The sequence below is a fragment of the Modestobacter sp. DSM 44400 genome, from assembly GCF_900107175.1.
Lineage (GTDB): Bacteria > Actinomycetota > Actinomycetes > Mycobacteriales > Geodermatophilaceae > Modestobacter.
The window spans coordinates 1-23,737 of record NZ_FNOZ01000052.1; the positions used below are offsets into that span (position 1 = coordinate 1).

Sequence of the window (23,737 nt, forward strand, 5' to 3'; positions counted from 1 at the left end):
TCGTTGAGGCCCAGGGTGGCGGCCTGCTCGTCGCGGTGCAGGGAGTTCACGTCGAGTCGGTAGCGCAGGCCCTTCACCATGGTCCGCGCGGCCCGGGTGGTGTGCTTGATGGCGTACCTGCCGCCCGGGCGCATCGGCTCGTCGCCCATCCAGCAGACCATGGCGTCGACGTCCTGGGAGACGCCCGGCTGGTTGTTCGGCCGGCAGATCATGTCGCCGCGGGAGATGTCGATCTCGTCGGTGAGCCGGATGGTGACCGACATCGGCGCGAACGCCTCCTCGACCGGTCCGTCCATGGTCTCGATGGCGGCGATCTTCGACGGCAACCCCGAGGGCAGCACCACCACGTCGTCCCCGGGCTTGAAGACCCCGCCGGCCACCTGGCCGGCATAGCCCCGGTAGTCCAGATGCGAGCCGGAGAACGGGCGGACGACGTACTGCACCGGGAACCGGGCGTCGATCAGGTTCCGGTCGGAGGCGATGTGCAGCTCCTCCAGGTGGTGCAGCAGCGAGGTCCCCTCATACCACGGCATGTTCACCGAGCGGGTCACCACGTTGTCCCCGGCCAGCGCGGACACCGGGATGACCGTGAGGTCCCCGATCTCCAGCTTGGCGGCGAAATGCCGGAACTCCTCGGCGATCGCGTCGAAGACACCCTGGTCGTAGTCGACGAGGTCCATCTTGTTCACGCACAGCACCAGGTGCGGAACGCGCAGCAGGGAGGCCAGGAACGCGTGCCGCCGGCTCTGCTCCAGGATGCCCTTGCGGGCGTCGATGAGGATCAGCGCGGCGTTGGCCGTCGAGGCGCCGGTGACCATGTTCCGGGTGTACTGGATGTGCCCCGGGGTGTCGGCGATGATGAACTTCCGCTTCGGCGTCGCGAAGTAGCGGTAGGCGACGTCGATGGTGATGCCCTGTTCCCGCTCGGCCCGCAGACCGTCGGTGAGCAGCGCCAGGTTGGTGTACTCATCACCGCGTGCGGCGCTGGTGCGTTCGACGGCCTCCAGCTGGTCGGTGAAGATCGACTTGGTGTCGTACAGCAACCGGCCGATGAGCGTCGACTTGCCGTCGTCCACCGATCCGGCGGTGGCGACCCGCAGCATCTCCATCAGAAGTACCCCTCACGCTTGCGGTCTTCCATGGCCGCCTCGGTGGCCCGGTCATCGGCGCGGGTCGCACCCCGCTCGGTGACGTGCGTGCCGGCCACCTCCTCGACGATCGCCTCGACGGTGCTCGCCGTGGACTCCACCGCGCCGGTGCAGGTGACGTCACCGACGGTGCGGTAGCGCACCGTCTCCTCGAACGTCTCCTCACCCTCCATCGGCCGCAGGTGCTCGTTGGGCCACAGCAGCATCCCGTCCCGGAGGAACACCTCCCGGCGGTGGGAGAAGTAGATCGACGGCAGGCCGATCCCCTCCCGGCCGATGTACTGCCAGATGTCCAGCTCGGTCCAGTTGGAGATCGGAAAGACCCGGATGTGCTCACCGCGGTGGTGCCGGCCGTTGTAGAGCGACCAGAGCTCCGGACGCTGGTTCTTGGGATCCCACTGGCCGAACTCGTCGCGGAAGGAGTAGACGCGCTCCTTGGCCCGGGCCTTCTCCTCGTCGCGGCGCGCGCCACCGAAAGCGGCGTCGAACTGGTGCTTCTCGATGCCGTCGAGCAGGGCGACGGTCTGCAACGGGTTGCGGCTGGCCCGCGGCCCGGTCTGCTCGGTCACCCGGCCGTTGTCGATCGCCTCCTGCACCGAGGCCACGATCAGCTGGACCCCGGTCTCAGCGACCCGCCGGTCCCGGTACCCGAGAACCTCGGGGAAGTTGTGCCCGGTGTCCACATGCATCACCGGGAACGGGATGCGGGCCGGCCAGAACGCCTTCTGCGCCAGATGCAGCATCACGATCGAGTCCTTGCCGCCGGAGAACAGCAGCACCGGACGCTCGAACTCGGCGGCGACCTCCCGGAAGATGTGCACCGCCTCGGCTTCGAGCGCGTCGAGGTGACTCAGCTCGTAGTAGGGCGTGTCGTAACGCAGGCTGGTCATGCGGCTCCTCCGCGGGATCGGGGGACAGTCAGGTCGGCCGGCAGCGCTGCCAGCGCCTTCAACAGCTGCCCGGCCAGCTCCGACCGGCAGATCAGCAGGTCGGGCAGCCACGGGTCGGGCTGGTTGTAGACCAGCGGCGAACCATCGAGCCGGCTGGTGTGCAGGCCCGCGGCGCGGGCAACGGCGACCGGGGCAGCGGAGTCCCACTCGTACTGGCCGCCACCGTGCACATAGGCGTCGACCTGCCCGCGGACCACGGCCATCGCCTTCACCCCCGCCGAGCCCATCGCCACCAGCTCGGCACCCAACTGCTCGGCCAGCACAGTGACCAACGCCGGCGGGCGGCTGCGGCTCACCGCCAGCCGCAACGGGCCATCCGGACGAGCCAGGACCTCCAGCGGCGCCGCAGTGCCGAAAGTCCTCGCCTCCGCCGGCAACGCCACCGCACCGGCGACCAGCTCACCCCGCTCCCACAGCGCCACATGCACCGCCCAGTCGACGCGCTCCCGCTCGGAGAACTCCCGGGTCCCGTCCAGCGGGTCCACGATCCACACCCGATCAGCACCCAGTCGCACCCGATCATCGGCACCCTCCTCGGACAACACAGCGTCACCGGCGCAGAGGACGGCCAGCCGGTCCACCAGGAAACGGTGCGACCCGGCGTCCCCGGCCGCCCTCCGAGCGGCCACGTCAGCGAAGTCCCCGGCCCGCACGTCCAGCAGCAACTCACCGGCGGCAGTGGCCAGCGAGCCGGCAAGGTCATGATCAGAGGCAGTCAAGATGTGTCTTCCGTCCGAGTGGTGTGGTCCCATCCTGGCGGCAGAACGACGGAGAGTCACCGTCCACTCATTCCATCGAGCTATGCGCGGGCGTCGCTCGACGAGGCGGGCCCCCATAGCCAGGCCGGCACCAGCGCCCATCGCAACCGAGGTACTGCGGGTCGTGGAGTCCACCCTCATCGCAGTGGGCGACGGGGCGTGACCATGCCGGAAGCCTCGACGGGGACTCCTGGCCCGCTTTCGGCAGCCGGTCCCACGCGCTGGGCCGTCTCGTGGATCGCCGCGGACTCCAAGCTGACGCTGCTTGGCCGTGTCGCCTCCGAGCTCCCCCGATGTTCCCGCGGTCCGTCAGCTCGCGCCGTCGAACAGGCTCGTCACCGAGCCGTCCTCGAAGACCTCCTTGATCGCCCGGGCGAGCAGCGGGGCGATCGACAGCACGGTCAGCTTGTCGAACTGCTGGGCCGGCTGCAGCGGGAGCGTGTTGGTGACGATCACCTCGCTGATCCGACTGTTCTTCAGCCGGTCGACGGCGGGGCCGGACAGCACGCCGTGCGTGGCGGCCACGATGACCTCCGCGGCGCCGGAGGCGAAGAGCGTCTCGGCGGCGGCGACGATCGTGCCGCCGGTGTCGATCATGTCGTCGACCAGGATGCAGACCCGGCCCTCGACCTCACCGACGACCCGGTTGGCGACCACCTGGTTGGGCCGGGTCATGTCGCGGGTCTTGTGGATGAAGGCCAGCGGCGTCCCACCGAGCTTGTCGGTCCAGCGCTCGGCCACCCGTACCCGGCCGGAGTCCGGCGAGACGACGGTCAGGTCGCGGTCGCCCCACTTGCGGCAGATCTCGCCGACCAGCAGGTCGATGGCGAAGAGGTGGTCGACGGGCCCGTCGAAGAAGCCCTGGATCTGCGCGGTGTGCAGGTCCACCGACATCAGCCGGTCGGCGCCGGCGGTCTTGAACATGTCGGCGACGAGCCGGGCGGAGATGGGCTCCCGGCCGCGGTGCTTCTTGTCCTGGCGGGCGTAGGGGAAGAACGGCGCGACCACGGTGATCCGCTTGGCCGACGCGCGCTTGAGCGCGTCGACCATGATCAGCTGCTCCATGAGCCAGGTGTTGATCGGCGCGGTGTGGCTCTGCACCACGAAGGCGTCGCTGCCACGCACCGACTCCTCGAACCGCACGAAGAGCTCACCGTTGGCGAACTCGTAGGCCGCGGTCGGGGTGGGGCTCACCCCGAGGTACCCGCCGATCTCCGCGGCCAGCTCGGGGTAGGCCCGGCCGGAGAAGAGCATCAGGCTCTTGTTCGTGGTCTGCCGGATGATGCTCATCGCGTGCCCTCACTGCTCGTGCCCGGCGTGGGGTCCGGAAGCTGGTCCTCGGCGCGCTCTCCCGCCCGGGCCTCAGCTGCTTCCGCAGCCGCCGCAGCGGGCGTCCCCGGACGTCGTTTCGCGACCCAGCCTTCCACAGTGTGCTGACGTCCCCGGGCGACGGCCATCGCCCCGGGCGGGACGTCGTCGGTGATGACCGAGCCGGCGGCGGTGTAGGCGCCGTCCCCGACGCTCACCGGCGCCACGAACATGTTGTCCGCGCCGGTGCGGGCGTGGTTGCCGATCGTGGTGTGGTGCTTGGCCACCCCGTCGTAGTTGACGAACACCGAGGCGGCTCCGATGTTGGTCCCCTCGCCGATGGTGGCGTCCCCGACGTAGCTCAGGTGCGGCACCTTGGAGCCCGCCCCCACCGTGGCGTTCTTCGTCTCCACGAAGGTGCCGACCTTGGCGCCGCGGGCCAGCCGGGTGCCCGGTCGCAGGTAGGCGAACGGCCCGACCGACACCTCGGGCCCGACGACCGCCAGCTGGCAGTGCGCGCGCACCACCGACGCGCCCTCGCCGACCTCGGTGTCGACCAGCGTGGTGTCCGGGCCGACGACCGCGCCGGCAGCCACGGTGGTGGCGCCGCGCAGCTGGGTGCCCGGCTGCAGCACCGCCTCCGCGGCGACCTCGGCAGTGACGTCGACCCAGGTGGTGAGCGGGTCGATGACCACGACGCCGGCCCGCATCAGGTCATCGAGCACCCGGTCGTTCAGCGTGCGGCGCCGCGCGGCCAGCTCCCGCTGGTCGTTGCAGCCCAGGGTGTCCTCAGGGTCGGTCGCCCGGTGCCCGCCCACCGGGGCGCCGTCGGCGACGAGCAGCCCGAGGACGTCGGTGAGGTACTGCTCGCCCTGCTGGTTGGCCGAGCCGACCCCGGCGAGGGCCGCGCGGACCGCCGAGGCATCCCCGAGGTAGACCCCGGCGTTGACCTCGGCGATCGCCCGCTGCGCCTCGTCGGCGTCCCGCTCCTCGACGATGGCCCGCACCGCGCCGGCGGCGTCCCGGACGATCCGGCCGAGCCCGGTCGGGTCCGGCACCTCGGCGGTCAGGACGGTGAGCACGTCACCCGAGGCCCGGTGCGCGGTGACCAGCTCCTCGACGGTTGCGGCACGGAGCAGCAGCGCATCGCCGTTGACGACGAGCACCGGACCGGACACGTCGGGTACGGCGGCCAGCGCCAGGGCCGTGGCGTGCCCGGTGCCCCGCTGGTCCTCCTGCACCACCGGCACCGCGTCGGGGGCGATCGCCGCAAGGTGCGCGAGCACCGCGTCCCGGCCGGAGCCGACCACGACCACGGTCCGCTCCGCGCCCAGCGGCGCGGCCGCGGCCAGCACGTGGCCGAGCATCGAGCGGCCACCGAGTTCGTGCAGCACCTTCGGGGTGCGCGACCGCATCCGGGTGCCCTGACCGGCGGCCAGGACGACGACGGCCCCGACTCTCGACGTCCCGGCGGGTGTGGGCACCGACGGCTCGAGCTGGCTCATGTGGCTCCTCGCAGAACGACGTGCGGTGCGGAGCGCGGCTGCCCGGCTCCGGCGAGCTTCGGACAGCCGGCCGCAGCGCGGGACTGGCTGGGGGACTCGGACTCGAACCGAGACTGCACGGCTCCAAAGGCCGGCGGGCTGCCGATTACCCCATCCCCCATCACCGGTTCCGCCGAGTGGGATCCGACGGACCACCGTGAGCCTAGGGCCGCGGGCGCGAGTCCACCGCACGCGGCTGCTCCTCCGGCCCTGCCGATCCCCCAGTCGCCGTCCGCACCTGCTGCACCGGCGGGAGCGGTGGGAGCGGTGGGCGGGGACGATGCGGGGTGGAGACCTCCGGTCCGGCCGACGGCACGCCGCCCCGTCCCGGCCGGACCTGGGTGCGGATTACCGGAGCACAGCGCCGCCAGCAACTGCTGGACGTCGGCCGCGAGCTGTTCGCCCAGCGCGGCTACGAGGCGACCTCCATCGGGGAGATCGCTTCCCGCGCCGACGTGTCCAAGCCGGTGGTCTACGAGCACTTCGGCGGTGAGGAAGGTCTCAACGCGGTCGTCGTCGGCCGGGAGATGCAGCGGCTGCTGGACCGGTTCACCTCTGCGCTGCGCTCCGTCGGGCACCCGCGGGAGCTGCTGGAGCGAGCCGCCCTGGTGCTGCTGGACCACATCGAGGACGAGACCGACGGCTTCCGGGTGCTCGGCCGCGACTTCCCCGTCGTCGGGACGTCGGGCACCTTCTCCTCGCTGATCGGGGAGGTCGTCCGCAAGGTCGAGCACATCCTGGCCGCCCAGTTCAGCACCAACGGCTACGACCCCCGGCTGGCCGAGCTCTACAGCCAGCCCTCGTCGGGATGGTCGCGTTGACCGGCCAGTGGTGGCTGGACACCCGGTCGCCGGGCAGGCGGGAGGTCGCCGTGAACCTGGCCTACAACGGCCTGTCGCACCTGGAGACCCAGCCGCAGCTGGTCGGGCCGGTGCGCCCGTTCCCGAAGACCGGGGACTGACCCGCGACCGAAGCCACTCCCCACCGAAGGTGCCCTCCGACGAATCGCGAAGCCATTCGTCGGTGGGGCCGAAGGCTCCTCGAATGTGCTCGACAGCGCGGCGTCAGCCGCTCCGGCACCCCGCCGGCAGGTGTTGCTCAGCCCACCAGCCGGGCGCCGGGCACCGGGCCGTGCACGGCCCGCACGGTGCGGAACACCCCGGCCCCGGCCAGTGTCGCCGCCAGCTTCACCGCGGCGTCCTCGTCCTCGGCGAGCGCGGCGACCGTCGGACCCGATCCGCTGAGCAGCGCCGCCCGCGCACCGGCCTCCCCGGCCGCCGCCAGCGCCCGCCGGAGCTCGGGCCGCAGCCGGAGCGCCGCTGCCTGCAGGTCGTTGTCCAGGGTGGCGGCCAGGGCGGACGCCGGGCCGCTGCGCAGCGCGGCGATCACCGGCTCGGCGGCGTCCCCGGCGTGCCCGGCGGCGACGGGGCCTACCCGGCCCTCGGCCCGCAGGGTGTCCAGCTCGGCGTAGACCGTCGGGGTGGACAGCCCCTCCCCGGCGATGCCCAGCACCCAGTCCCAGCGCCGCCGGGCCAGCACCGGGAACAGCTGCTCACCCCGCCCGGTGCCGAGCGCCACCCCGCCCAGCAGGCTGAACGGGACGTCGCTGCCCAGCTGGGCGGCCAGGCCGGCCAGGTCGCCCCGGGTGGCCCGGGTGCCCCAGAGCGCGTCCAGCGCGACCAACGTGGCGGCGGCGTCCGCGCTGCCACCGGCGAGCCCCGCGGCGGCCGGGATCGACTTGTCGATCTCCAGGTGGGCGTCGGCGGTGATGCCGGCGTGCCGGGCGAGCAGCTCGGCGGCCTGCCAGACGATGTTCCGCCGGTCGCTGGGCACGCTCGCCGGGCCGCGGCCGGATGCGCTGCCCTCGCCACGCAGCCCCAGCGAGAGCCCGTCGCCGGGGCGGGCGGTGACCGTGTCGAACAGCGAGACGGCGAGGTAGACCGTGCGCAGCTCGTGGAAGCCGTCCGGGCGGAGCGGGCCGGCCTGCAGGTGGACGTTCACCTTTGCCGGCGCCCGGGCCACCACGGCCCCGTTGCCGGCGATCCGTCCGGGGCCGCCGGAGGTCGCGTTGTTCACGAGTCCTCCTCGCTGGCGCTCGTCGGCCGCGTTCACGTTGTTGCTGTGCTCATCGTCGAGCTCGCCAGCTCGCTCACTTGATCACCCTGCCCGGACGAGGCGACACGCGCTACCGCTCCTCGCCCGGCACGGGAGCGGTCGCCGCCAGGCGTGCGAAGTCGGTGACCGAGAGCTGCTCACCACGGGTGGTGGGGTCGATGCCCGCCGCACGCAGGCGGGCCTCGGCCGCGGCGGGGCTGCCGGCCCAGCGGGCCAGTGCCGCGCGCAGCCCCTTGCGGCGCGTGGCGAACGCCGCGTCGATCACTGCGAAGGTGGCCGCCCGGTCGCCCTCGGGCGCGGGCCGGCGGCTGAGCGCGACCAGCCCGGAGTCGACGTTGGGCACCGGCCAGAACACCGGCCGGGCCACGGCGCCGGCCCGGCGGACGTCGGCGTACCAGGCTGCCTTGACGCTGGGCACCCCGTAGGCCGCCGAGCCGGGGGTCGCGGCCAGCCGGTCGGCCACCTCGAGCTGCACCAGCACCAGCGCCGTCCGGATCGAGGGCAGCAGCTCCAGCAGGTGCAACAGCACCGGGACGGCGATGTTGTACGGGAGGTTGGCCACCAGCGCGGTCGGCGGGGGGCCGGGCAGCTCGGGAACCCGCAGCGCGTCGGCCGTGACCACGGTCAGCCGGTCGGTCAGCGTGGGCACCCGGTCGGCCACGGTGCGCGGCAGCTGGTCGGCCAGCCGCGGGTCGATCTCGACCGCGGTGACGTGCGCGCAGGCCGGCAACAGGCCCAAGGTCAGCGAGCCGAGGCCCGGGCCGACCTCACAGACGACGTCGTCCGGCCGGAGGGCCGCGGTCCGCACGATCTTGCGGATCGTGTTGGCGTCGTGCAGGAAGTTCTGCCCGAGCGCCTTCGTCGGACGCAGGTCGAGCTGCTGGGCCAGCTCGCGGATCGCGGCCGGTCCCAGCAGTCCGTCGGGCTGCTCCGGAATGCTGCTCAGTGGGTGCCGATCAGTCGTTCAGGTGGGAGCCGCAGCCCCACTGCCCGGCACCGGACCGGGCGTAGAGCGCCTGCGCGCGCATCATCTGCTCCTCCGGCGAGGCTGCGGCCGGGTCGCCGCTGCCGCCGACCGAGGCCCAGGTCGAGGTGGAGAACTCGTACAGGCCCCGGTACTTGCCACTGGCGCTGACCGCGTTCGGTCGGCCGCCGGACTCGCACCTGGCGAGCGCCGCCCAGTTGAGCCCGTCGGCGGTGGCCACGGAGGCGCCCCCGGCGGGTGCGGCCGGCTTGGGCTGGGAGCCGACGCCGACCTGCTGGTCGACCGGCGCGCGGCTGACGGCGACGCCGATCTGCTCGCGGCCGGTCTCCACGCCGTCGGTGACAGTGACCCGGTAGGTGACCGTCTGCTCGCCCTCGACGCCCTTCTCGGTCACGGTGCGGGTGCCCTCAACCGTCGCGGGGTCATCGGTCTCCACGGTCTTGTAGTCGATGGCCTGCACGTCAGTGATCTCGCTGACCTGGACGCGGAACACCTGCAGCACCATGGCGTCCAGCAGCGGCTGGGTCGGGAAGAGGCTGGTGCGGTCGGTCGGGGAGAGTGCGATGCCCCGCTCGGAGAGGAGGTCACCGGCGGTGGCTGCGGTGGTACTCACGACGGTGCGCTGACCGTCGGCCACGAGGGTGACGTCCTTGGGCGTCTGCACCGAGAGGTCCATGCCGTCCAGCGGCAGGCGCTCGCTGCGGCTGGCCGACAGCACCAGGTCGTCGGCGCGGTAGCCGAGCTCGTCCAGCGCTCCGTCCACCGACACGGCGGTCGTGTAGACGTCGCTGTGCACGCCGTCGACGGTCAGCGCGAGCGGGCGGCCCCGGTTGAGGACGACGGTGTCGCCGTCCCCGACCGTGGCACCGGACGCGGGCAGCAGGACGTCATGGGCGGCCGGTCGCAGCCCCTCGTCGGCCAGCACCTCACCGACGGTGGAGGCGTAGGTGTTCACCTCTCGTGCCTGGCCGTCGACGGTGAGCATCACCGTCTTCTGGGCGAGGAAGTAGGCAAAGGAACCGCCCACCAGGCCCACCAGGACCAGGGCGAACAGACTGAGCTTCAGCGATCGGCGCACAACACATCCACAGGTCACAGGTCCGGGCAGGGGGACGTGGGCAGCAGTCCACAGCCCCGCCCGGAGGCGGCTGTCATCGCGCGGCCCGACGGTGCCGGCCCAGGGTTTGCCCGGGCCGATCGCCTGGGCGTTCCCCACCCCGGCTGGTCGGTCACGACACGATAACGAACGCGGTACGGAAGACAACCGTGCGACAGCAGTAAAGCGTCGAGTCGACAAGTCGCCGCGCAGGCGCGCCGACACGGACAGTGAGATACGCGCGAGGAGGTGTCCCGTCCGGCCATCGATCGGCCGTGTTCATTGCCACACGAATAAGTCCCGAACGGCGGAGGATCGCCGCCCGACCGGTCAGCCGGCGAGCGCGGGACTGGTGTGCCGGACCGGCGGGAGCCAGCTGATCAGGTAGCCGGCCACCGCCAGCCCGGCGGCCAGCGCGGAGAAGCCCCCGGCCACCAGGGCCACCGGCACCAGTCCGGCGCCCTCTCCCGACACCTCGCCACTCAGGCCGATGCCGGCCACGAGCAGCAGGCTGCCCAGTGGCAGCAGGGCCAGCACGCTGGCGGCGGCCACCGCCAGGTGGGCGGTCCAGGTCCGCTGGGCCTCGTCGACCGGCACGTCGGCGCCCTCGGCGGCCAACGGCCGCACGAGCACCCGGAGCAGGGCACCCTCGGCCAGCAGCCACGCCACCAGCGGGACGACCAGTGCGGTCACGGTTACGGGACGGTCCAGCTCGTCGGTCAGCAGGACGGCGGCGAGCACGTCGCCGGCGACGGCCGCTCGCATCGTCCACAGCAGCCAGGGCGAGATCTGGTCGCCCTGCTGCGGGCGACGCGGCGGCGAGCTGAGCGCCCAGCGCGGACGCGGCCGGCTGGCCTCGGCCAGGAGCACGCCCGTCAACAAGCCGGTGGCCAGCGCCGGCAGCCACAGGAACACCGAGGCCTCGGCGAACAGGACGACGCTCACGACGACGGCGACGACGCCCAGCAGCAGCCCGAGCCGACGCACCCGGCGGCCGTGTGTGGCCTGCCGGGCCAGGTAGGCCGACCCAGCCGGGGTGGGGGTGGCGAACTCGACCCCGGCATTGGCCACCTGACGACGGCCGGAAGCCAGCCCCCAGGCGCGGAACAACAGCGCGGCAGGCGCCATGAGGGCGATGAAGAGGACGACGGCGATCAGGCGGCCCACTACTGCATTGTCACCCTTCGGGCGACACCGCGGCCAACGGCCGTCCCCCCCGTCCCGTGGAGGCCGTTGCCCGCGTCCCCGTCCAGGAGCCCTCCGGGCTCCGTGACAGGGCCACGGACCGGCCTGGCGGCCAGGCCTCGGTCGCTTTCGCCGCCGGGGCCTCCCTACTCCTCCCAGCTACCGAAAACCCGCTCCGCGTTCGCGGTCAGCGCGGCGCACAGCTGGTGCAGCGGCGTCCCGGTCACGTCGGACAGCGCCCGCACCGTGTGCGGGACCAGCCGGGCGGAGTTCGGTCGTCCGCGCAGCGGGGCCGGGGTCAGGAACGGCGCGTCGGTCTCGACCAGCAGCTGGTCCAGCGGGGTCATCGCGGCTGCCTCGCGGAGGTGACCGGCGTTGCCGAAGGTCAACGTGCCGGCGAAGGAGAGCACGTAACCCCGGTCGATGCAGCGCCGGGCGAAGCCGGCGTCGCCGGAGAAGCAGTGCAGGACGGTGTGCTCAGGCGCGCCTTCCGCCTCGAGCACCCGCAGCACCTCGTCGTGGGCGTCCCGGTCGTGGATGACCAGCGCGATGCCGTGCCGCTTGGCAATGTCGATGTGCGCCCGGAAGGAGGCTTCCTGGACCGCCCACCCGTCCTCTCCGGTGCGGTAACGGTCCAGACCGGTCTCCCCCACCGCCCGCACCCGCGGCAGCGCCGCGAGCCGGTCGATCTCGGCCAGCGCCGGCCCGGTCGCCGCTCCGACGCCGGCCTCGTTCGGATGCAGCGCCACCGCAGCCAGCACCTCGGGACGGCGGGCGGCCAGCTCGGCCGACCAGCGGGACGAATCGACGTCCACCCCGACCTGGACCAACCGAGGGACGCCGACGGTCACCGCGGCGGCGATCGCCTCGTCCACCTCGGCGTCAGTGGGCTGGCGGTCCTCGCCGCCCACCGCGATGTCGAAGTGGGTGTGGCTGTCCACCGCCGGACCCGGCAGCGGCTCCGGCGAGGGCGGCGGCTCACCCCGCCGGTTCGCGCGCGAGGACGCCGACCGGCTCACTCGAGCCCCCGCTGGGCCAAAATGGCCATTTTGGCCCAGCGAGCACGCCCGTCGGGTCCGACGAAACGGGCCGAGATGGCCACTTTGGCGGAGCCCGACGCGCTCATGCCCCGCCGTCCGTACCGCTGCTGCCCCCGCCCTCGAGGCGGCGGAGCTCGTCGGCGACCACCGACTCGTCGAGCTTGGTGAAGACCGGCTTCGGCGGGGCCAGCGGCGTGCCCGGCGCGGCCAGCGGCGTGGACGCCCAGACCGCCTGGCCCTCGCCGTAGGCGCCGGTGATGATCGGGTACGGCGAACCGTCGTCGAGATCGGTGACCTCGTCGACGCGCGGCAGCACCGACCACACGCCGGTGCCACCGAGCAGCTCGTGCACCTGCTGGGCGGAGTGCGGGAGGAACGGGGTGAGCAGCGCGTTGCAGTCCTTGATCGCCTGCAGCGCCGTGTGTAGCACGGTGTCCCGACGGGCCGGGTCCTCCTTGAGCTTCCACGGCGCCTGATCCGACAGGTACTTGTTCGCCTCGCCGACGACCCGCATCGCCTCGTTGGCGGCGGCCTTCTGCCGGTTGCGGGCCAGCAGGTCCCCGATCGGCCCGAAGGCCCCCGACGTGGTGGCCAGCAGCGCCCGGTCGGCGTCGGTCAGCTCGCCCGGCGTGGGAACGGCGCCGACGTTCTTGGCCGCCATCGACACCGAACGGTTGACCAGGTTGCCCCAGCCGGCGACCAGCTCGTCGTTGTTGCGGCGACGGAACTCCGCCCAGGTGAAGTCGGTGTCCTGGCTCTCCGGCCCGGCCACCGCGATGAAGTAGCGCAGCGCGTCGGCGTCGTAGCGGGCCAGGAAGTCCCGGACGTAGATGACGACCTGCCGGGAGGAGGAGAACTTGCGCCCCTCCATGGTCAGGAACTCACTCGACACCACCTCGGTCGGCAGGTTGAGCCGGCCGTAGGAGCCCGGCGTCCCGCCCTTGTCGCCCGCCCCGTTGTAGCCGAGCAGCTGCGCCGGCCAGATCTCGGAGTGGAAGACGATGTTGTCCTTACCCATGAAGTAGTAGGCGCCGGCGTCCGGGGACTGCCACCACTGCCGCCAGGCCTCCGGGTCCCCGGACCGGCGGGCCCACTCGATCGAGGCCGACAGGTAGCCGACGACGGCGTCGAACCAGACGTAGATCCGCTTGTCCGGCCGGTCCCGCCAGCCCTCCAGCGGCACCCGCACGCCCCAGTCGATGTCGCGGGTGTAGCTGCGCGGCTTGAGGTCCTCCAGCAGGTTGACGCTGAAGTTCAGGACGTTGGGGCGCCAGCTCTTCCGGGTGCCCAGCCAGTCGCCCAGCGCCCGGGTGAATGCGGGCAGGTCGAGGAAGTAGTGCTCCTCCTCGACGAACTTCGGCGTCTCGCCGTTGATCCGGCTCACCGGGTTGATCAGGTCGATCGGGTCGAGCTGGTTGCCGCAGTTGTCGCACTGGTCGCCGCGGGCGCCGTCGTAGCCGCAGATCGGGCAGGTGCCCTCGATGTAGCGGTCGGGCAGCGTGCGGCCGGTCGACGGGCTGATCGCGCCGAGGGTCGTCTGCGGAAAGACGTAGCCGTTCTTCAGCAGGCCCAGGAAGATCTCCTGGCTGACCGCGGCGTGGTTGGCCGTCGTCGTCCGGGTGAACAGGTCGTAGCTCATCCCCAGGCTGGCCAGGTCGTTCACGATGATGCGGTTGTTGCGGTCGGCGATCTCCCGCGGGGAAACGCCCTCGGCGTCGGCCGCGACGGTGATCGGCGTCCCGTGCTCGTCGGTGCCGCTGACCATCAGCACCTGGTCACCGGCCATCCGGTGGTACCGGCTGAACACGTCGGAAGGGACGCCGAAGCCGGAGACGTGGCCGATGTGCCGCGGGCCGTTGGCGTAGGGCCAGGCGACGGCGGTCAGGATGTGCTGATCACTCACGTGGTGAGAGTACGGAGGTGCGTCCACCCGGTACCCGGCGACGTCAGGGAGCGCTGTCCACCGCGGCGGTCGTCGGCACCGTCGCCGCGTCCGCCGGGGATCCGAGCAGAGTCACCGAGGTGAGCGCCAGGCCGATCACCGCCAGGGTCGCCCCGCGAAGCACCGGGCGCCCCGGAGCGACGGCCGGGCGGCGCGTCCGCGGCCGCGGGCCGGCGGCGACCCAGGCCAGCGCGGAGGGCGTCCCGGACAGGAGCAGCTTGCTGAACGGGACGGCGAGGGCGAGCAGAGCGAGGGCCGGCACCGGCAGCGCGCCGAGCGGCCCGACGGCGACCAGCCACATGCCGTCCGCACCGAGGGCGGCGGCCAGCCCCAGGACCACCAGCAGGCTGATCTCCCCGCAGGCGACCGAGACGACCAGCGTGCGCCCGGCACCGTCCAGCAGACTGGCTCCGCCGCCGGCGCACAGCACGACCCAGCCGGCCAGCAGCACGAGGGTGGTCGCGACGAGACCCCCGGAGGGCCGCACCACCGTCCCCAAGACGCCGTCCAGGCTGGTCAGGCCCAGTGCGAGCAGGCCGAGGGACTCGACGACGGCGATTCCCGCGAGCGCGACCACCGGCAGCGGCGTGGTGCGGGGGCGTGCGGGGGCGGCCGGGCGGACGGGCCGCGGAACGGCGACGCGGGGGGCGTCGAGGACGGTGCTCGGCACAGCTGGCTCCCTGACCGGGGACGGGTGTCACCGATCAGGTCGACCGTGCGGGCGGGGTGGCGCAGGGGGGAGCGGTCAGGATCCCTCCGAGGGGTGAGGCGCATCGAGTGCCGACCGGTCACCGGCGAGAACCGCTTCCGACCTGCCACACCCACGGTGGAAGGAGTAGACACCTGCGGGACGGGATCACCGGCGAGACGATCACGCACTGGCACCGGCAATGGTCTGGCGCCGGTCACGGCACGCGAGGGGAGCTTCCATGGCCACGTCGACGGACACGCCAGCACGGTCCGGCGACCGGGCCCTGCGACGCGATGTCGGGGTCATCGGACTGCTCTTCGCGAGTGTGGGCTCGATCATCGGGTCCGGGTGGCTGTTCGGTGCCCTCAACGCCTCGCGGGAGGCCGGTCCGGCCGCCATCATCTCGTGGGGTCTCGGCGGCATAATGATCCTGCTGATCGCCCTCACCTACGCCGAGCTGGGCACGATGTTCCCGCTGTCGGGCGGCGTCGTCCGTTTCCCGCAGATGTCCTTCGGGTCGTTCGCCAGCTACTCCGCCGGCTGGATCAACTGGCTCGCCGCGGCGACCGTCGCTCCGATCGAGGTCGAGGGCGCGCTGCAGTACGCGACGAAATACGCGCCGTTCACCTCGGAGCACACGGTCAACGGCGAGACAGTGCACACGCTGACCGCCCTCGGATACGGCCTTGCGGTGCTCGGGATGGCGGCCTTTGTGGTCATCAACTACATCGGCATTCGGTGGTTCGCCAAGGTGAACAACGTTCTTGTGTGGTGGAAACTTGCGATCATCATCCTGGTGATCGTCGCGTTCCTGGTGACCACCTTCCACGGCGCCAACTTCTCGTCGTACGGCTTCCGGCCCAGCGGATGGCACGGGGTGTTCACCTCGATCGCGACGTCCGGGATCGTCTTCTCCTATCTCGGTTTCCGGCAGGGGATCGAACTCGCGGGCGAGACCAACAACCCCAAGCGCAATGTGCCGATCGCGGTGATCGGCTCGGTGCTGATCACCGCCGTGATCTACGTGCTGCTGCAGGTCGCCTTCATCGCCGCCGTGCGGCCGTCGGACCTGTTGAGCTCCGGCGGTTGGGCCAACCTCGCGTTCACCAACGACTTCGGCCCACTGGCGGCGGTGGCCACGATCCTGGGGCTGTCCTGGCTCGCCACGCTGCTCTACATCGACGCGGTCGTCTCCCCCGCCGACACGGGCCTGATCTACACCACGGTCACGGCCCGGATCTCCTACGCAGCGGCGCAGAACGGCAACGCCCCGGTGTCCCTGGCGCGGACCAACCGCAACGGGGTGCCCTGGATCAGCCTGATCGTGGCGTTCGTCGTCGGCCTGATCATCTTCCTGCCCTTCCCCAGCTGGCAGCAGCTGGTGGGCTTCATCACCTCGGCGACGGTGCTGTCGTTCGGGACCGGGCCGATCGTGCTGTCGGCGATGCGACGCCAGCTGCCCGACCAGCCGCGGCCCTTCCGGCTGCCGGCGGGTGACGTCATCGCCTTCCTGGCCTTCTACAGCTCCAACCTCATCGTCTACTGGGCCGGCTGGACCACCGACTGGAAGCTGTTCGTCGCCGTCCTGCTCGGTTTCGTGATCCTCGGCGCCTTCCAGGCCACCGGAAAGGTGACCTCGCGGATGGAATGGCGCGCCGGTGCGAGCTGGATCATCCCGTGGCTGGTCGGTCTTGCCGTGATCAGCTATCTCGGCGCCTACGGCGGCGGCCGTGGCGTCATCACGTTCGGCATCGCCTTTCCGGTGGTCGGCATCTTCAGCCTGATCATCTTCGTGTTCGCCGTCCGGATGCGGCTGTCCACCGAGCAGGTGCTGGAAGACGTCGAAGCCTCGCGGGCCGAGGCAGCGGTCGAGGAGGCGCAACTCGGCTCGTCGGCCGGCTGACCGCCGATCGGCGGGTGATACCGACCCGTCCGTCCGGCTCTCCAGACGCTCTGTTGCGCGCCCCGACCCGCTGATGTCGTGCACCGCGCCGACGCGCTCGGGCGGCCGCCGTACATCCGGCCTGCCTACGCTCTCGGGTGCTGCGCGACCCGGACGGGCGCGTGAGGCACGAGAGAGCAGGGGAATCCGGTGACCAGCACTGACAGCTCGCCCGGCGCCCGGGCCCGGTTGCCCCAGCTGCGCCGGCCACGCCCGGCCGGCGCGCCGAAGGCCGCGCCGCCCCAGCGGCCGGGCGGTGGTGACCCCGTCGTCGACTGTGCGGTGTACGTGAACGGCAGGCGCCAGGGGCAGGTCCCCCGCGGGGACGCCCTGCGGGTGGCCACCGAGCGGGACGGCTTCGTCTGGCTCGGCCTGCACGAGCCGACCGAGGCCGAGTTCGAATCCATCGCGGTCGGCTACGGGTTGCACCCGCTCGCCGTCGAAGACGCCGTCTACGCCCACCAGCGCCCCAAGCTGGACAGCTACGGCGACAGCATCTTCATGGTGCTGAAGACCGCGCGCTACGTGGAGCACGACCAGCTGACGAGCACCAGCGAGGTGGTCAGCACCGGCGAGGTGATGGTCTTCCTCGGCCCCCACTACGTGATCACGGTGCGGCACGGCGAGCACGGCGGGTTGAAGGACCTGCGCGCCAGCCTGGAGAACCAGCCCGACCTGCTGTGCCGGGGACCCGCCGCCGTCCTCTACGCCGTCGCCGACCTCGTGGTCGACCACTTCGTCGAGGTTGCCAGCGCCGTCGAGGAGGACGTCGACGAGCTCGAGGTCTCGGTGTTCAGCCCGGAGCGCACCGACGACATCGGCCGGATCTACCAGCTGAAGCGGGAACTGATGCAGCTGCGCCGGGCGGTGAGCCCGCTGGACATCCCGTTGAACACGCTGGCCGAGCGGCAGGTGGACATCGTGCCGGACGAGATGCGTTCCTACTTCCGGGACGTCCAGGACCACAGCCTGCGGGTCCGCGACCAGATCGCTTCCCTGGACGAGCTGCTGACGTCGATCCTGCAGTCCTCACTGGCCCGCACCTCGCTGGCCGACAACGAGGACATGCGCAAGATCTCGGCCTGGGCCGGCATCATCGCCGTCCCCACCGCCATCGCCGGCATCTACGGGATGAACTTCGAGCACATGCCCGAGCTGAAGACGACCTGGGGCTATCCGGTCGTCCTGCTGGTGATGCTGCTGGCGTGCACGCTGCTGTACCGCGGGTTCAAGCGCAGCGACTGGCTCTGACCCGGTCTCCAACGGGTATTGGAAGCTTTACCGGTAGGCGCTGCGCCCGCGCCTACCGGTAAAGCTTCCATTCCCTTGCGCCTGGTCCGCTGTCACGCTCGGCGGTTATCCACAAGCCGACGCTCGTCGCTCCCCGCCCACCGTGGACTCCGCCAATCTCTGCCCGTGCCCTGGCGAGATGTCATCGATGATGTGGTGCGGGAGCACGGTGGACTGGCCACCCGGCAACAGCTGCTGGCCCGCCTGCCGGTCGCCATTCTGGACAGCCACGTCTCGCGAGAGCGACTCCAGCGCGTCTACCCGCACGTGTACGCGCCTCGCGTCACCCCGGTCGTGGGCGACTTGCGGCTGCGCGCGGCCTTGATCTGTGTCGGCGGCACAGCCGTGCTGAGCCACGTGACGGCATTGCAGGTATGGGGCGTGCGGACGCACAGCGGGCCGGTGCATGTCACGATCGGAGCTGCCCGTCGCCGGGCCGGCGCCCCAGGCCTGGTGGTGCACCGACGTCAACGATTCCCCGTCGACGAGCGGAGCGTCCGTGGCTTGCCGGTCACGTCGCTGGCACGCTCCATCGTGGACGCCTGGCCGCAGCTGCCCATCAGTGAGCGCAGGCCGTTGGCCATCGATGTCGTCCGCGAGGGCAAGACGACGGCGAGCCACCTGCGGGACGCCCTTGCCGAGCGTCCCAATGTCGGAGGGCACTGTGCCCTGGCGCAGACGGTCGACCTGATAGCCGACGGCTGCCAGAGTGAGCTCGAGGTGATGGGTGTGCTGTCCGTGTTCAGGCATCCGTCACTGCCGCGCAGCGTCGGTCAGTTCCGCGTTCGGCTCGGCGACGGCCGCACGGTCCTACTGGACCGGGCCTTTCCTGAAGCCAAGCTGGCGATCGAACTGGACGGCGCCCGGTTCCACACACACCCCGACGACCGCCGCCGGGACCTGAGCAAGGATGCGGCGCTGGCCGCACTTGGCTGGGTGGTTCTCCGATTCACCTACGCCGATGTCCTTCGGGACCCCGATGGTGTTCGCGCCAAGGTCCTCGCGGTGTACCGGGCCCGCGTCCAGCAACTCAGCGCGGGCTGACCCCGGCGGGCAGGTATTGGAAGCTCTACCTGTAGACGGGACGACTCTACCTACAGGTAAAGCTTCCTATGCCTGGAGCGATGCGGGCTCAGGGCCCCCTTGGCCGCGACGACCGCGTCGTAGACGACCCGGCGAGACAGGCCGGTCCGGGCGACAACGGTGCGGATCGCCTCCTTGCGGTCGGCGCCGGCGGCCTCCTCGGCGGCGACCTCGGCAGCCAGCTCCGCCGCGGACAGCGACATCGGACCGGCCACCGCCCCGCCGACGACGAGGGTGATCTCACCGCGCACCCCCTCGGCGGCCCACGCCGCCAGCACCGACAACGGCCCGCGGCGGACCTCCTCGTGGGTCTTGGTGAGTTCCCGGCAGACGGCAGCCGGCCGCTCGTCACCGAAGGCCGCGGCGGCGTCGGCCAGGGCGTCGGCCAGCCGGTGCGGCGACTCGTAGAACACCATCGTGCGGGGCTCGGCGGCCAGCGCAGCCAGCGCGGCGCGGCGCTCCCCGCCCTTGCGCGGCAGGAACCCCTCGAAGCAGAACCGGTCGACCGGCAGCCCGGAGACGGCCAGCGCGGTGACGACGGCGGACGGGCCGGGCACCGAGGTGACCGGGATCCCGGCGTCGATGGCCGCCCGCACCAGCGTGTAGCCGGGGTCGGACACCGAGGGCATGCCGGCGTCGGTGAGCAGCAGCACCGTGGCGCCGCCGGCCATCGCGGCGACCAGCCCGGGCAGCCGGGCCTGCTCCACCGACTCGTAGAAGCTGACCAGCCGACCGGTGAACGTCACCTCGAGGTCGGCGGCCAGCCGGTGCAGCCGGCGGGTGTCCTCGACCGCGAGCACGTCGGCGGTGGCCAGCACCTCGCGCAGCCGGGGCCCGACGTCACCGGGCTGCCCGAGCGGCGCTCCCCCCAGCACAAGCCGTCCGTTCACGGGCCCGAGCCTGTCACGACGGGGCGGACAGTCTCGCCACCTACCCTGGCCGGCATGGCGGTGCTGGCCCCCGAGCGGGTGGAGACGACGCCCGGGCCCGCGGGCCGGCGCGCGCGCCGGCCGCCCCGGCCGCACCGCGACCGGCACCCGCCCCTGCCGCAGGACCGCCGGCTGGCCGCCGTGCTCACCGTCGCGCTGGCGGTGGCCACCTTCGTCAGCCGGATCTGGGACCTCACCTATCCCGGCGACCTGCTCTTCGACGAGGCCTACTACCCGCCCGAGGCGCACGAGCTGCTGCGCTGGGGCTTCGAGTACAACCGCGGCTACACGTTCATCGTCCACCCGCCGCTGGGCAAGTGGCTGATCGCGGTCGGCGAGCAGCTGTTCGGCTACGACAGCCTCGGCTGGCGACTGCCCTCCGCGGTGGCCGGCACCGTGGCGGTCGTCGTCCTCGTCCGGCTGGCCCGCCGGCTCACCGGCTCGACGTTCCTCGGCCTGGTCGCCGGGCTGCTGCTGGCCCTGGACGGCTTCTCCTTCACCCTGTCCCGGATCGGCCTGCTCGACGTCTTCCTGCAGGTGCTCGTCGTCTCCGCCGTCGCCTGCCTGGTGGTCGACCGGGACCGGGTGCGCCAGCGGGTCCGCGACGGCGCCGACCGGGTTCCCGCCCGCGGGTTCCGGCTCGGCCCGCGCGGCTGGCGCATCGCCGCCGGCGTGCTGTTCGGCTGCGCGTGCGCGGTCAAGTGGAGCGGGGTCTACTTCCTGGCCTTCTTCGCGCTGGCCTCGCTCTTCTGGGACCGGACGGCGTGGCGGGACGCCGGCATCGCCCGGCCGAGCGGCGTGGCCCTGCGGCGCGGGCTGCCCGGCGCGATGTGGGCGCTCGGCGCAGTGCCCGTGCTCACCTACCTGGCCTCGTTCACCGGCTGGTTCCTCGGCGAGACGTCGCAGGGCCGGCACTGGGCCGACCAGCACCCCGACACCGCCTTCCCGTTCGTGCCCGGGCCGCTGCGCTCCCTGTGGCACATGCACGGCGAGTGGCTGACCTTCCACAACGGCCTGTCCACCCCGCACCCGTGGGAGTCCGGGCCGTGGTCGTGGCTGGTCGACGGCCGGCCGATCCTGCTGTGGAACCCGCAGGGCCTGACCGACTCCGCCGGCGACCAGGTGATCCGCTACATCCTGATGGTCGGGACGCCGACGCTCTGGTTCGCCTTCGCCCCGGCGATGCTCTGGCTGGGCTGGCGGATCGCCGCCCGCCGCGACTCCGCCGCCGCGGTGGTCGCGCTCGGCATCGGCGCCGGCTGGCTCACCTGGTTCGTCAACCTGGACCGGACCATGTTCATCTTCTACATGGCGCCCGCGCTGCCGTTCTTCGTGCTCGCGGTGACCCTGGCGTTGCAGGACGTTCTCGGGCCGACCGGCGCGACCCCGTTCCGCCGCCAGTTCGGCCTGGGCGCCGTCAGCCTGTACCTGGCGGTGGTGGCGATGACGTTCGTCTTCTTCTACCCGGTGCTCACCGGACAGCCGCTGTCCTACTCCGAGTGGGTACAGCGGATGTGGTTCCCCTCCTGGTTCTGAGATCTGACTCACGTCGACTGGTCGTCTACATAGTTGGGCAGTACAACTGACACGTGGACGTCGACCGCGGCGAGCTCGCCGCACACCTGGACGACGTGGTCATCGCCCTGCGCCGCCTGACAGCCGCCATTGCCTCAGCCTCACCGCCGCGGCGGCACTGACGACGCTGCGTCAGCAGGGGCCGGTCCGGCTGACCGAGCTGGCCACGAGCGGGGGCGTCACCCAGCCGTCGATGACCACCCTGGTCGCCCGGCTGGCCGAGCAGGGCCTGGTCGAGCGGCAGGGCGATCCGACCGACGGCCGTGCCGTACTCCTCGCGCTGACCCCGGCCGGCGCCGACCTGCTGGATCAGCGGCGGGCCGCCCGCGCCGAACGGCTCAGCGGTCCGCTCTCCCGGCTCGCGGACGACGACGTCCGCCGGATCACCAACGCCCTGCCCGCGCTGGCCCGGCTGGCCGGCGTCCTCACCCACTCCCAGAACAGACACGGAGGCATTTCGTGAGCGCGCACGGCGTCAGCACCACGAGCATGTTCCAGCAGCCCAAGGCCGTCTTCGCAGTCGCCTTCGCCTGCGTCGTCAGCTTCATGGGCATCGGCCTGGTCGACCCGATCCTGCCGGCCCTCTCCACCCAGCTGGACGCCACGCCCAGCCAGGTGAGCCTGCTGTTCACCAGCTACCTGGTGGTCACCGCGGTCGCCATGCTGGGCACCAACTGGGTGCCCAGCCGGATCGGCGCGAAGAAGACGCTGATCACCGGCCTGGCCATCATCGTGGCCTTCTCCGCCCTCGCCGGCCTGTCGGGCTCAATCAACGGCATCGTCGGCTTCCGCGCCGGCTGGGGACTGGGCAACGCCCTGTTCATCGCCACCTCGCTGGCGGTCATCGTCGCCTCGGCCTCCGGTGGGTTCGCCGGGGCGATCGTGCTCTACGAGGCGTCGCTCGGCCTGGGCATCGCGGTCGGTCCGCTGATCGGCGGGTTGCTGGGCAACATCAGCTGGCGCGGGCCGTTCTTCGGCGTCGCCGTGCTGATGGCCATCGCGCTGATCGCCACCGTCGTCCTGCTGGACGCGACCCCGAAACCGGCCCACCCGACGCCGCTGTCCGCCCCGCTCAAGGCGCTGCGGCACCGCAGCCTGCTGACGATGAGCCTGACCGCCCTGTTCTACAACTGGGGCTTCTTCACCATGCTGGGTTACGCGCCCTACCCGATGGAACTCAATGCGATCCAGCTCGGCTTCGTCTTCTTCGGCTGGGGCCTGCTGGTGGCGTTCTTCTCCATCTTCGGCGCCCCGCGGCTGCAGGCCCGCTTCGGGACGGCGCCCTCCCTGTACGGCGCGCTCGGCTTCTTCGCCGTCCTGCTGCTGCTCATCGGGCTGTTCACCGACGTCCGCTGGGCGCTGATCGCCTGCGTGGTGGCCTCGGGCATCGTCGTGGGCATCAACAACACGCTGACCACCCAGGCGGTCATGCTCGTAGCCCCGGTCGAGCGCCCGATCGCCTCCTCGGCCTACGGCTTCGTCCGGTTCATCGGCGGTGGGCTGGCGCCGTTCGCCGCGGGCAAGCTGGCCGAGCACTACAACCTGCACGCGCCCTTCGTGGTGGGTGCGGTGGCGGTCCTGATCGGCATCGGCGTGCTGTCCACCGGTCACCGGATGCTCGCCCGGGCGGACGCGGACATGGCCGCGTCCGGCCAGCCGGACGACGACGTCAGCGGCGAGGTGGCCGACGAGTTCGGCGGCGCTCCTGGTGCCATCGACCAGGAGGTCGAGCCGGAGCTGGCGGCCCGGAAGCAGCCCTCGCGCTCCTGACCGTGGGGGCCGTGCGCCGCTCCCCGGGAGCAGCGGCGCCGCGCGGGCCCTAACCTCGATCTTCCGTGATCTTGATGCGGAGCATGATCATCGGCTTCTGGTCCCGTGTGGGCGTCAGGATGGCATTGGGGTGTGACGGATCGGCCGATGTCGCTCGGGTGGGCGCCGGTTCCACAGGCCGGTGGGTGTCCTTCGGGTCGTCGGGTCAGGTCGCCGGGGGTCAGCCGGAGGCGGCTGCCGGGGCGGCGAGCACCGCGGTGGCGTCGCGGAGTCGTGCAAGCCCGTCGCGGACCAGCGCGGCCCAGGGGTGGTGTTCGGCCAGGTGCAGGATCCGTCGGCGTCCGGTGCGGGCCAGCGTCGCCGGGGTGGTGAACAGGCGGGTGCGC

At 71.9% G+C, this 23,737-nt stretch carries 21 protein-coding genes and 1 tRNA gene; 8 read left to right on the plus strand and 14 right to left on the minus strand.

Features of this window, described 5'->3' with window-relative positions; all coding sequences use genetic code 11:
* The 6 genes from BLW04_RS21185 to BLW04_RS21210 all read right to left on the minus strand — a co-directional run.
* Window positions 1-1,109: sulfate adenylyltransferase subunit 1 (locus BLW04_RS21185; RefSeq protein ID WP_091547123.1), on the minus strand; the 1,109-nt coding region annotated here is incomplete at its 3' end.
* Window positions 1,109-2,038, minus strand: coding sequence for a sulfate adenylyltransferase subunit CysD (cysD, locus tag BLW04_RS21190; RefSeq protein ID WP_091547125.1), 930 nt, complete (start codon window positions 2,036-2,038; stop codon window positions 1,109-1,111). The genes BLW04_RS21185 and cysD, both read right to left, overlap by 1 nt.
* Window positions 2,035-2,817 carry a 3'(2'),5'-bisphosphate nucleotidase CysQ gene (locus BLW04_RS21195; RefSeq protein WP_254781845.1) on the minus strand — a complete coding sequence of 261 codons (783 nt, stop codon included), beginning with the start codon at window positions 2,815-2,817 and terminating at the stop codon, window positions 2,035-2,037. The genes cysD and BLW04_RS21195 overlap by 4 nt, the downstream gene beginning before the upstream one ends.
* Window positions 2,818-3,165: 348 nt before the next feature.
* Complete coding sequence (locus tag BLW04_RS21200) at window positions 3,166-4,146, minus strand: ribose-phosphate diphosphokinase (RefSeq protein ID WP_091547130.1); 981 nt, start codon at window positions 4,144-4,146, stop codon at window positions 3,166-3,168.
* Window positions 4,143-5,669, minus strand: a complete 1,527-nt coding sequence (gene glmU, locus BLW04_RS21205; RefSeq protein ID WP_091547133.1) for a bifunctional UDP-N-acetylglucosamine diphosphorylase/glucosamine-1-phosphate N-acetyltransferase GlmU — start codon at window positions 5,667-5,669, stop codon at window positions 4,143-4,145. The genes BLW04_RS21200 and glmU overlap by 4 nt, the downstream gene beginning before the upstream one ends.
* 84 nt (window positions 5,670-5,753) lie before the next feature.
* Window positions 5,754-5,829, minus strand: a tRNA-Gln gene (locus tag BLW04_RS21210).
* Between the two features lie 166 nt (window positions 5,830-5,995).
* Between BLW04_RS21210 and BLW04_RS21215 the strand changes: the two genes are divergently transcribed.
* Window positions 5,996-6,529 (plus strand): TetR/AcrR family transcriptional regulator, encoded by a 534-nt coding sequence (locus BLW04_RS21215; protein ID WP_254781846.1) that lies wholly within the window; start codon window positions 5,996-5,998, stop codon window positions 6,527-6,529.
* Window positions 6,517-6,669, plus strand: coding sequence for a hypothetical protein (locus tag BLW04_RS28780; protein WP_254781847.1), 153 nt, complete (start codon window positions 6,517-6,519; stop codon window positions 6,667-6,669). Before BLW04_RS21215 ends, BLW04_RS28780 begins: the two co-directional genes overlap by 13 nt.
* Before the next feature lie 137 nt (window positions 6,670-6,806).
* Here BLW04_RS28780 and BLW04_RS21220 read toward each other — a convergent pair whose 3' ends face one another.
* From BLW04_RS21220 to BLW04_RS21250, 7 genes are all read right to left on the minus strand, one after another.
* Window positions 6,807-7,784 (minus strand): 4-(cytidine 5'-diphospho)-2-C-methyl-D-erythritol kinase, encoded by a 978-nt coding sequence (locus BLW04_RS21220; RefSeq protein WP_091547135.1) that lies wholly within the window; start codon window positions 7,782-7,784, stop codon window positions 6,807-6,809.
* Between the two features lie 109 nt (window positions 7,785-7,893).
* Window positions 7,894-8,631, minus strand: coding sequence for a 16S rRNA (adenine(1518)-N(6)/adenine(1519)-N(6))-dimethyltransferase RsmA (gene rsmA / locus BLW04_RS21225; RefSeq protein WP_254781848.1), 738 nt, complete (start codon window positions 8,629-8,631; stop codon window positions 7,894-7,896).
* Window positions 8,632-8,779: 148 nt separating this feature from the next.
* A complete protein-coding gene (locus BLW04_RS21230; RefSeq protein ID WP_091547140.1) occupies window positions 8,780-9,886 on the minus strand; it encodes a resuscitation-promoting factor in 1,107 nt (368 codons plus the stop codon).
* Between the two features lie 348 nt (window positions 9,887-10,234).
* Window positions 10,235-11,071, minus strand: a complete 837-nt coding sequence (locus tag BLW04_RS21235) for a hypothetical protein (protein WP_091547142.1) — start codon at window positions 11,069-11,071, stop codon at window positions 10,235-10,237.
* 164 nt (window positions 11,072-11,235) lie between these two features.
* Window positions 11,236-12,030, minus strand: a complete 795-nt coding sequence (locus BLW04_RS21240; protein WP_254781849.1) for a TatD family hydrolase — start codon at window positions 12,028-12,030, stop codon at window positions 11,236-11,238.
* 181 nt (window positions 12,031-12,211) lie between these two features.
* On the minus strand, window positions 12,212-14,032 hold the full coding sequence (gene metG / locus BLW04_RS21245) for a methionine--tRNA ligase (RefSeq protein ID WP_091547147.1): 1,821 nt from the start codon (window positions 14,030-14,032) through the stop codon (window positions 12,212-12,214).
* Between the two features lie 43 nt (window positions 14,033-14,075).
* The gene (locus BLW04_RS21250) at window positions 14,076-14,741 is read right to left on the minus strand and encodes a hypothetical protein (protein ID WP_091547149.1); all 666 of its coding nucleotides are present in this window, start codon (window positions 14,739-14,741) and stop codon (window positions 14,076-14,078) included.
* A gap of 259 nt (window positions 14,742-15,000) precedes the next feature.
* On the opposite strand from BLW04_RS21250, the gene BLW04_RS21255 reads away from it, so the two are divergent.
* From BLW04_RS21255 to BLW04_RS21265, 3 genes are all read left to right on the plus strand, one after another.
* A complete protein-coding gene (locus tag BLW04_RS21255; RefSeq protein ID WP_091547150.1) occupies window positions 15,001-16,665 on the plus strand; it encodes an APC family permease in 1,665 nt (554 codons plus the stop codon).
* Window positions 16,666-16,854: 189 nt separating this feature from the next.
* Complete coding sequence (gene corA, locus BLW04_RS21260) at window positions 16,855-17,955, plus strand: magnesium/cobalt transporter CorA (RefSeq protein ID WP_091547152.1); 1,101 nt, start codon at window positions 16,855-16,857, stop codon at window positions 17,953-17,955.
* 192 nt (window positions 17,956-18,147) lie between these two features.
* Window positions 18,148-19,038 (plus strand): DUF559 domain-containing protein, encoded by an 891-nt coding sequence (locus tag BLW04_RS21265; RefSeq protein WP_254781850.1) that lies wholly within the window; start codon window positions 18,148-18,150, stop codon window positions 19,036-19,038.
* A 50-nt stretch (window positions 19,039-19,088) separates the two neighbouring features.
* On the opposite strand, the gene rsmI is transcribed toward BLW04_RS21265, so the two are convergent.
* Window positions 19,089-19,967: a 16S rRNA (cytidine(1402)-2'-O)-methyltransferase gene (gene rsmI / locus BLW04_RS21270; protein ID WP_091547156.1), complete on the minus strand. Its 879-nt coding sequence runs from the start codon at window positions 19,965-19,967 to the stop codon at window positions 19,089-19,091.
* Window positions 19,968-20,021: 54 nt separating this feature from the next.
* Here rsmI and BLW04_RS21275 point away from each other — a divergent pair, with 54 nt between their 5' ends.
* From BLW04_RS21275 to BLW04_RS21285, 3 genes are all read left to right on the plus strand, one after another.
* Window positions 20,022-21,542 carry a dolichyl-phosphate-mannose--protein mannosyltransferase gene (locus tag BLW04_RS21275; RefSeq protein WP_091547158.1) on the plus strand — a complete coding sequence of 507 codons (1,521 nt, stop codon included), beginning with the start codon at window positions 20,022-20,024 and terminating at the stop codon, window positions 21,540-21,542.
* A gap of 190 nt (window positions 21,543-21,732) precedes the next feature.
* Window positions 21,733-22,044: a MarR family winged helix-turn-helix transcriptional regulator gene (locus BLW04_RS21280; protein ID WP_254781852.1), complete on the plus strand. Its 312-nt coding sequence runs from the start codon at window positions 21,733-21,735 to the stop codon at window positions 22,042-22,044.
* The gene (locus BLW04_RS21285; RefSeq protein ID WP_254781851.1) at window positions 22,041-23,351 is read left to right on the plus strand and encodes an MFS transporter; all 1,311 of its coding nucleotides are present in this window, start codon (window positions 22,041-22,043) and stop codon (window positions 23,349-23,351) included. Before BLW04_RS21280 ends, BLW04_RS21285 begins: the two co-directional genes overlap by 4 nt.
* Window positions 23,352-23,737 lie beyond the last annotated feature (386 nt).

Bases quoted from the DNA above. Each gene is read 5' to 3' on its own strand.
- BLW04_RS21275 (WP_091547158.1), top strand. From the start codon at position 20,022: ATGGCGGTGCTGGCCCCCGAGCGGGTGGAGACGACGCCCGGGCCCGCG.
- cysD (WP_091547125.1), bottom strand. From the start codon at position 2,038: ATGACCAGCCTGCGTTACGACACGCCCTACTACGAGCTGAGTCACCTC.
- glmU (WP_091547133.1), bottom strand. From the start codon at position 5,669: ATGAGCCAGCTCGAGCCGTCGGTGCCCACACCCGCCGGGACGTCGAGA.
- BLW04_RS21255 (WP_091547150.1), top strand. From the start codon at position 15,001: ATGGCCACGTCGACGGACACGCCAGCACGGTCCGGCGACCGGGCCCTG.
- BLW04_RS28780 (WP_254781847.1), top strand. From the start codon at position 6,517: ATGGTCGCGTTGACCGGCCAGTGGTGGCTGGACACCCGGTCGCCGGGC.
- BLW04_RS21200 (WP_091547130.1), bottom strand. From the start codon at position 4,146: ATGAGCATCATCCGGCAGACCACGAACAAGAGCCTGATGCTCTTCTCC.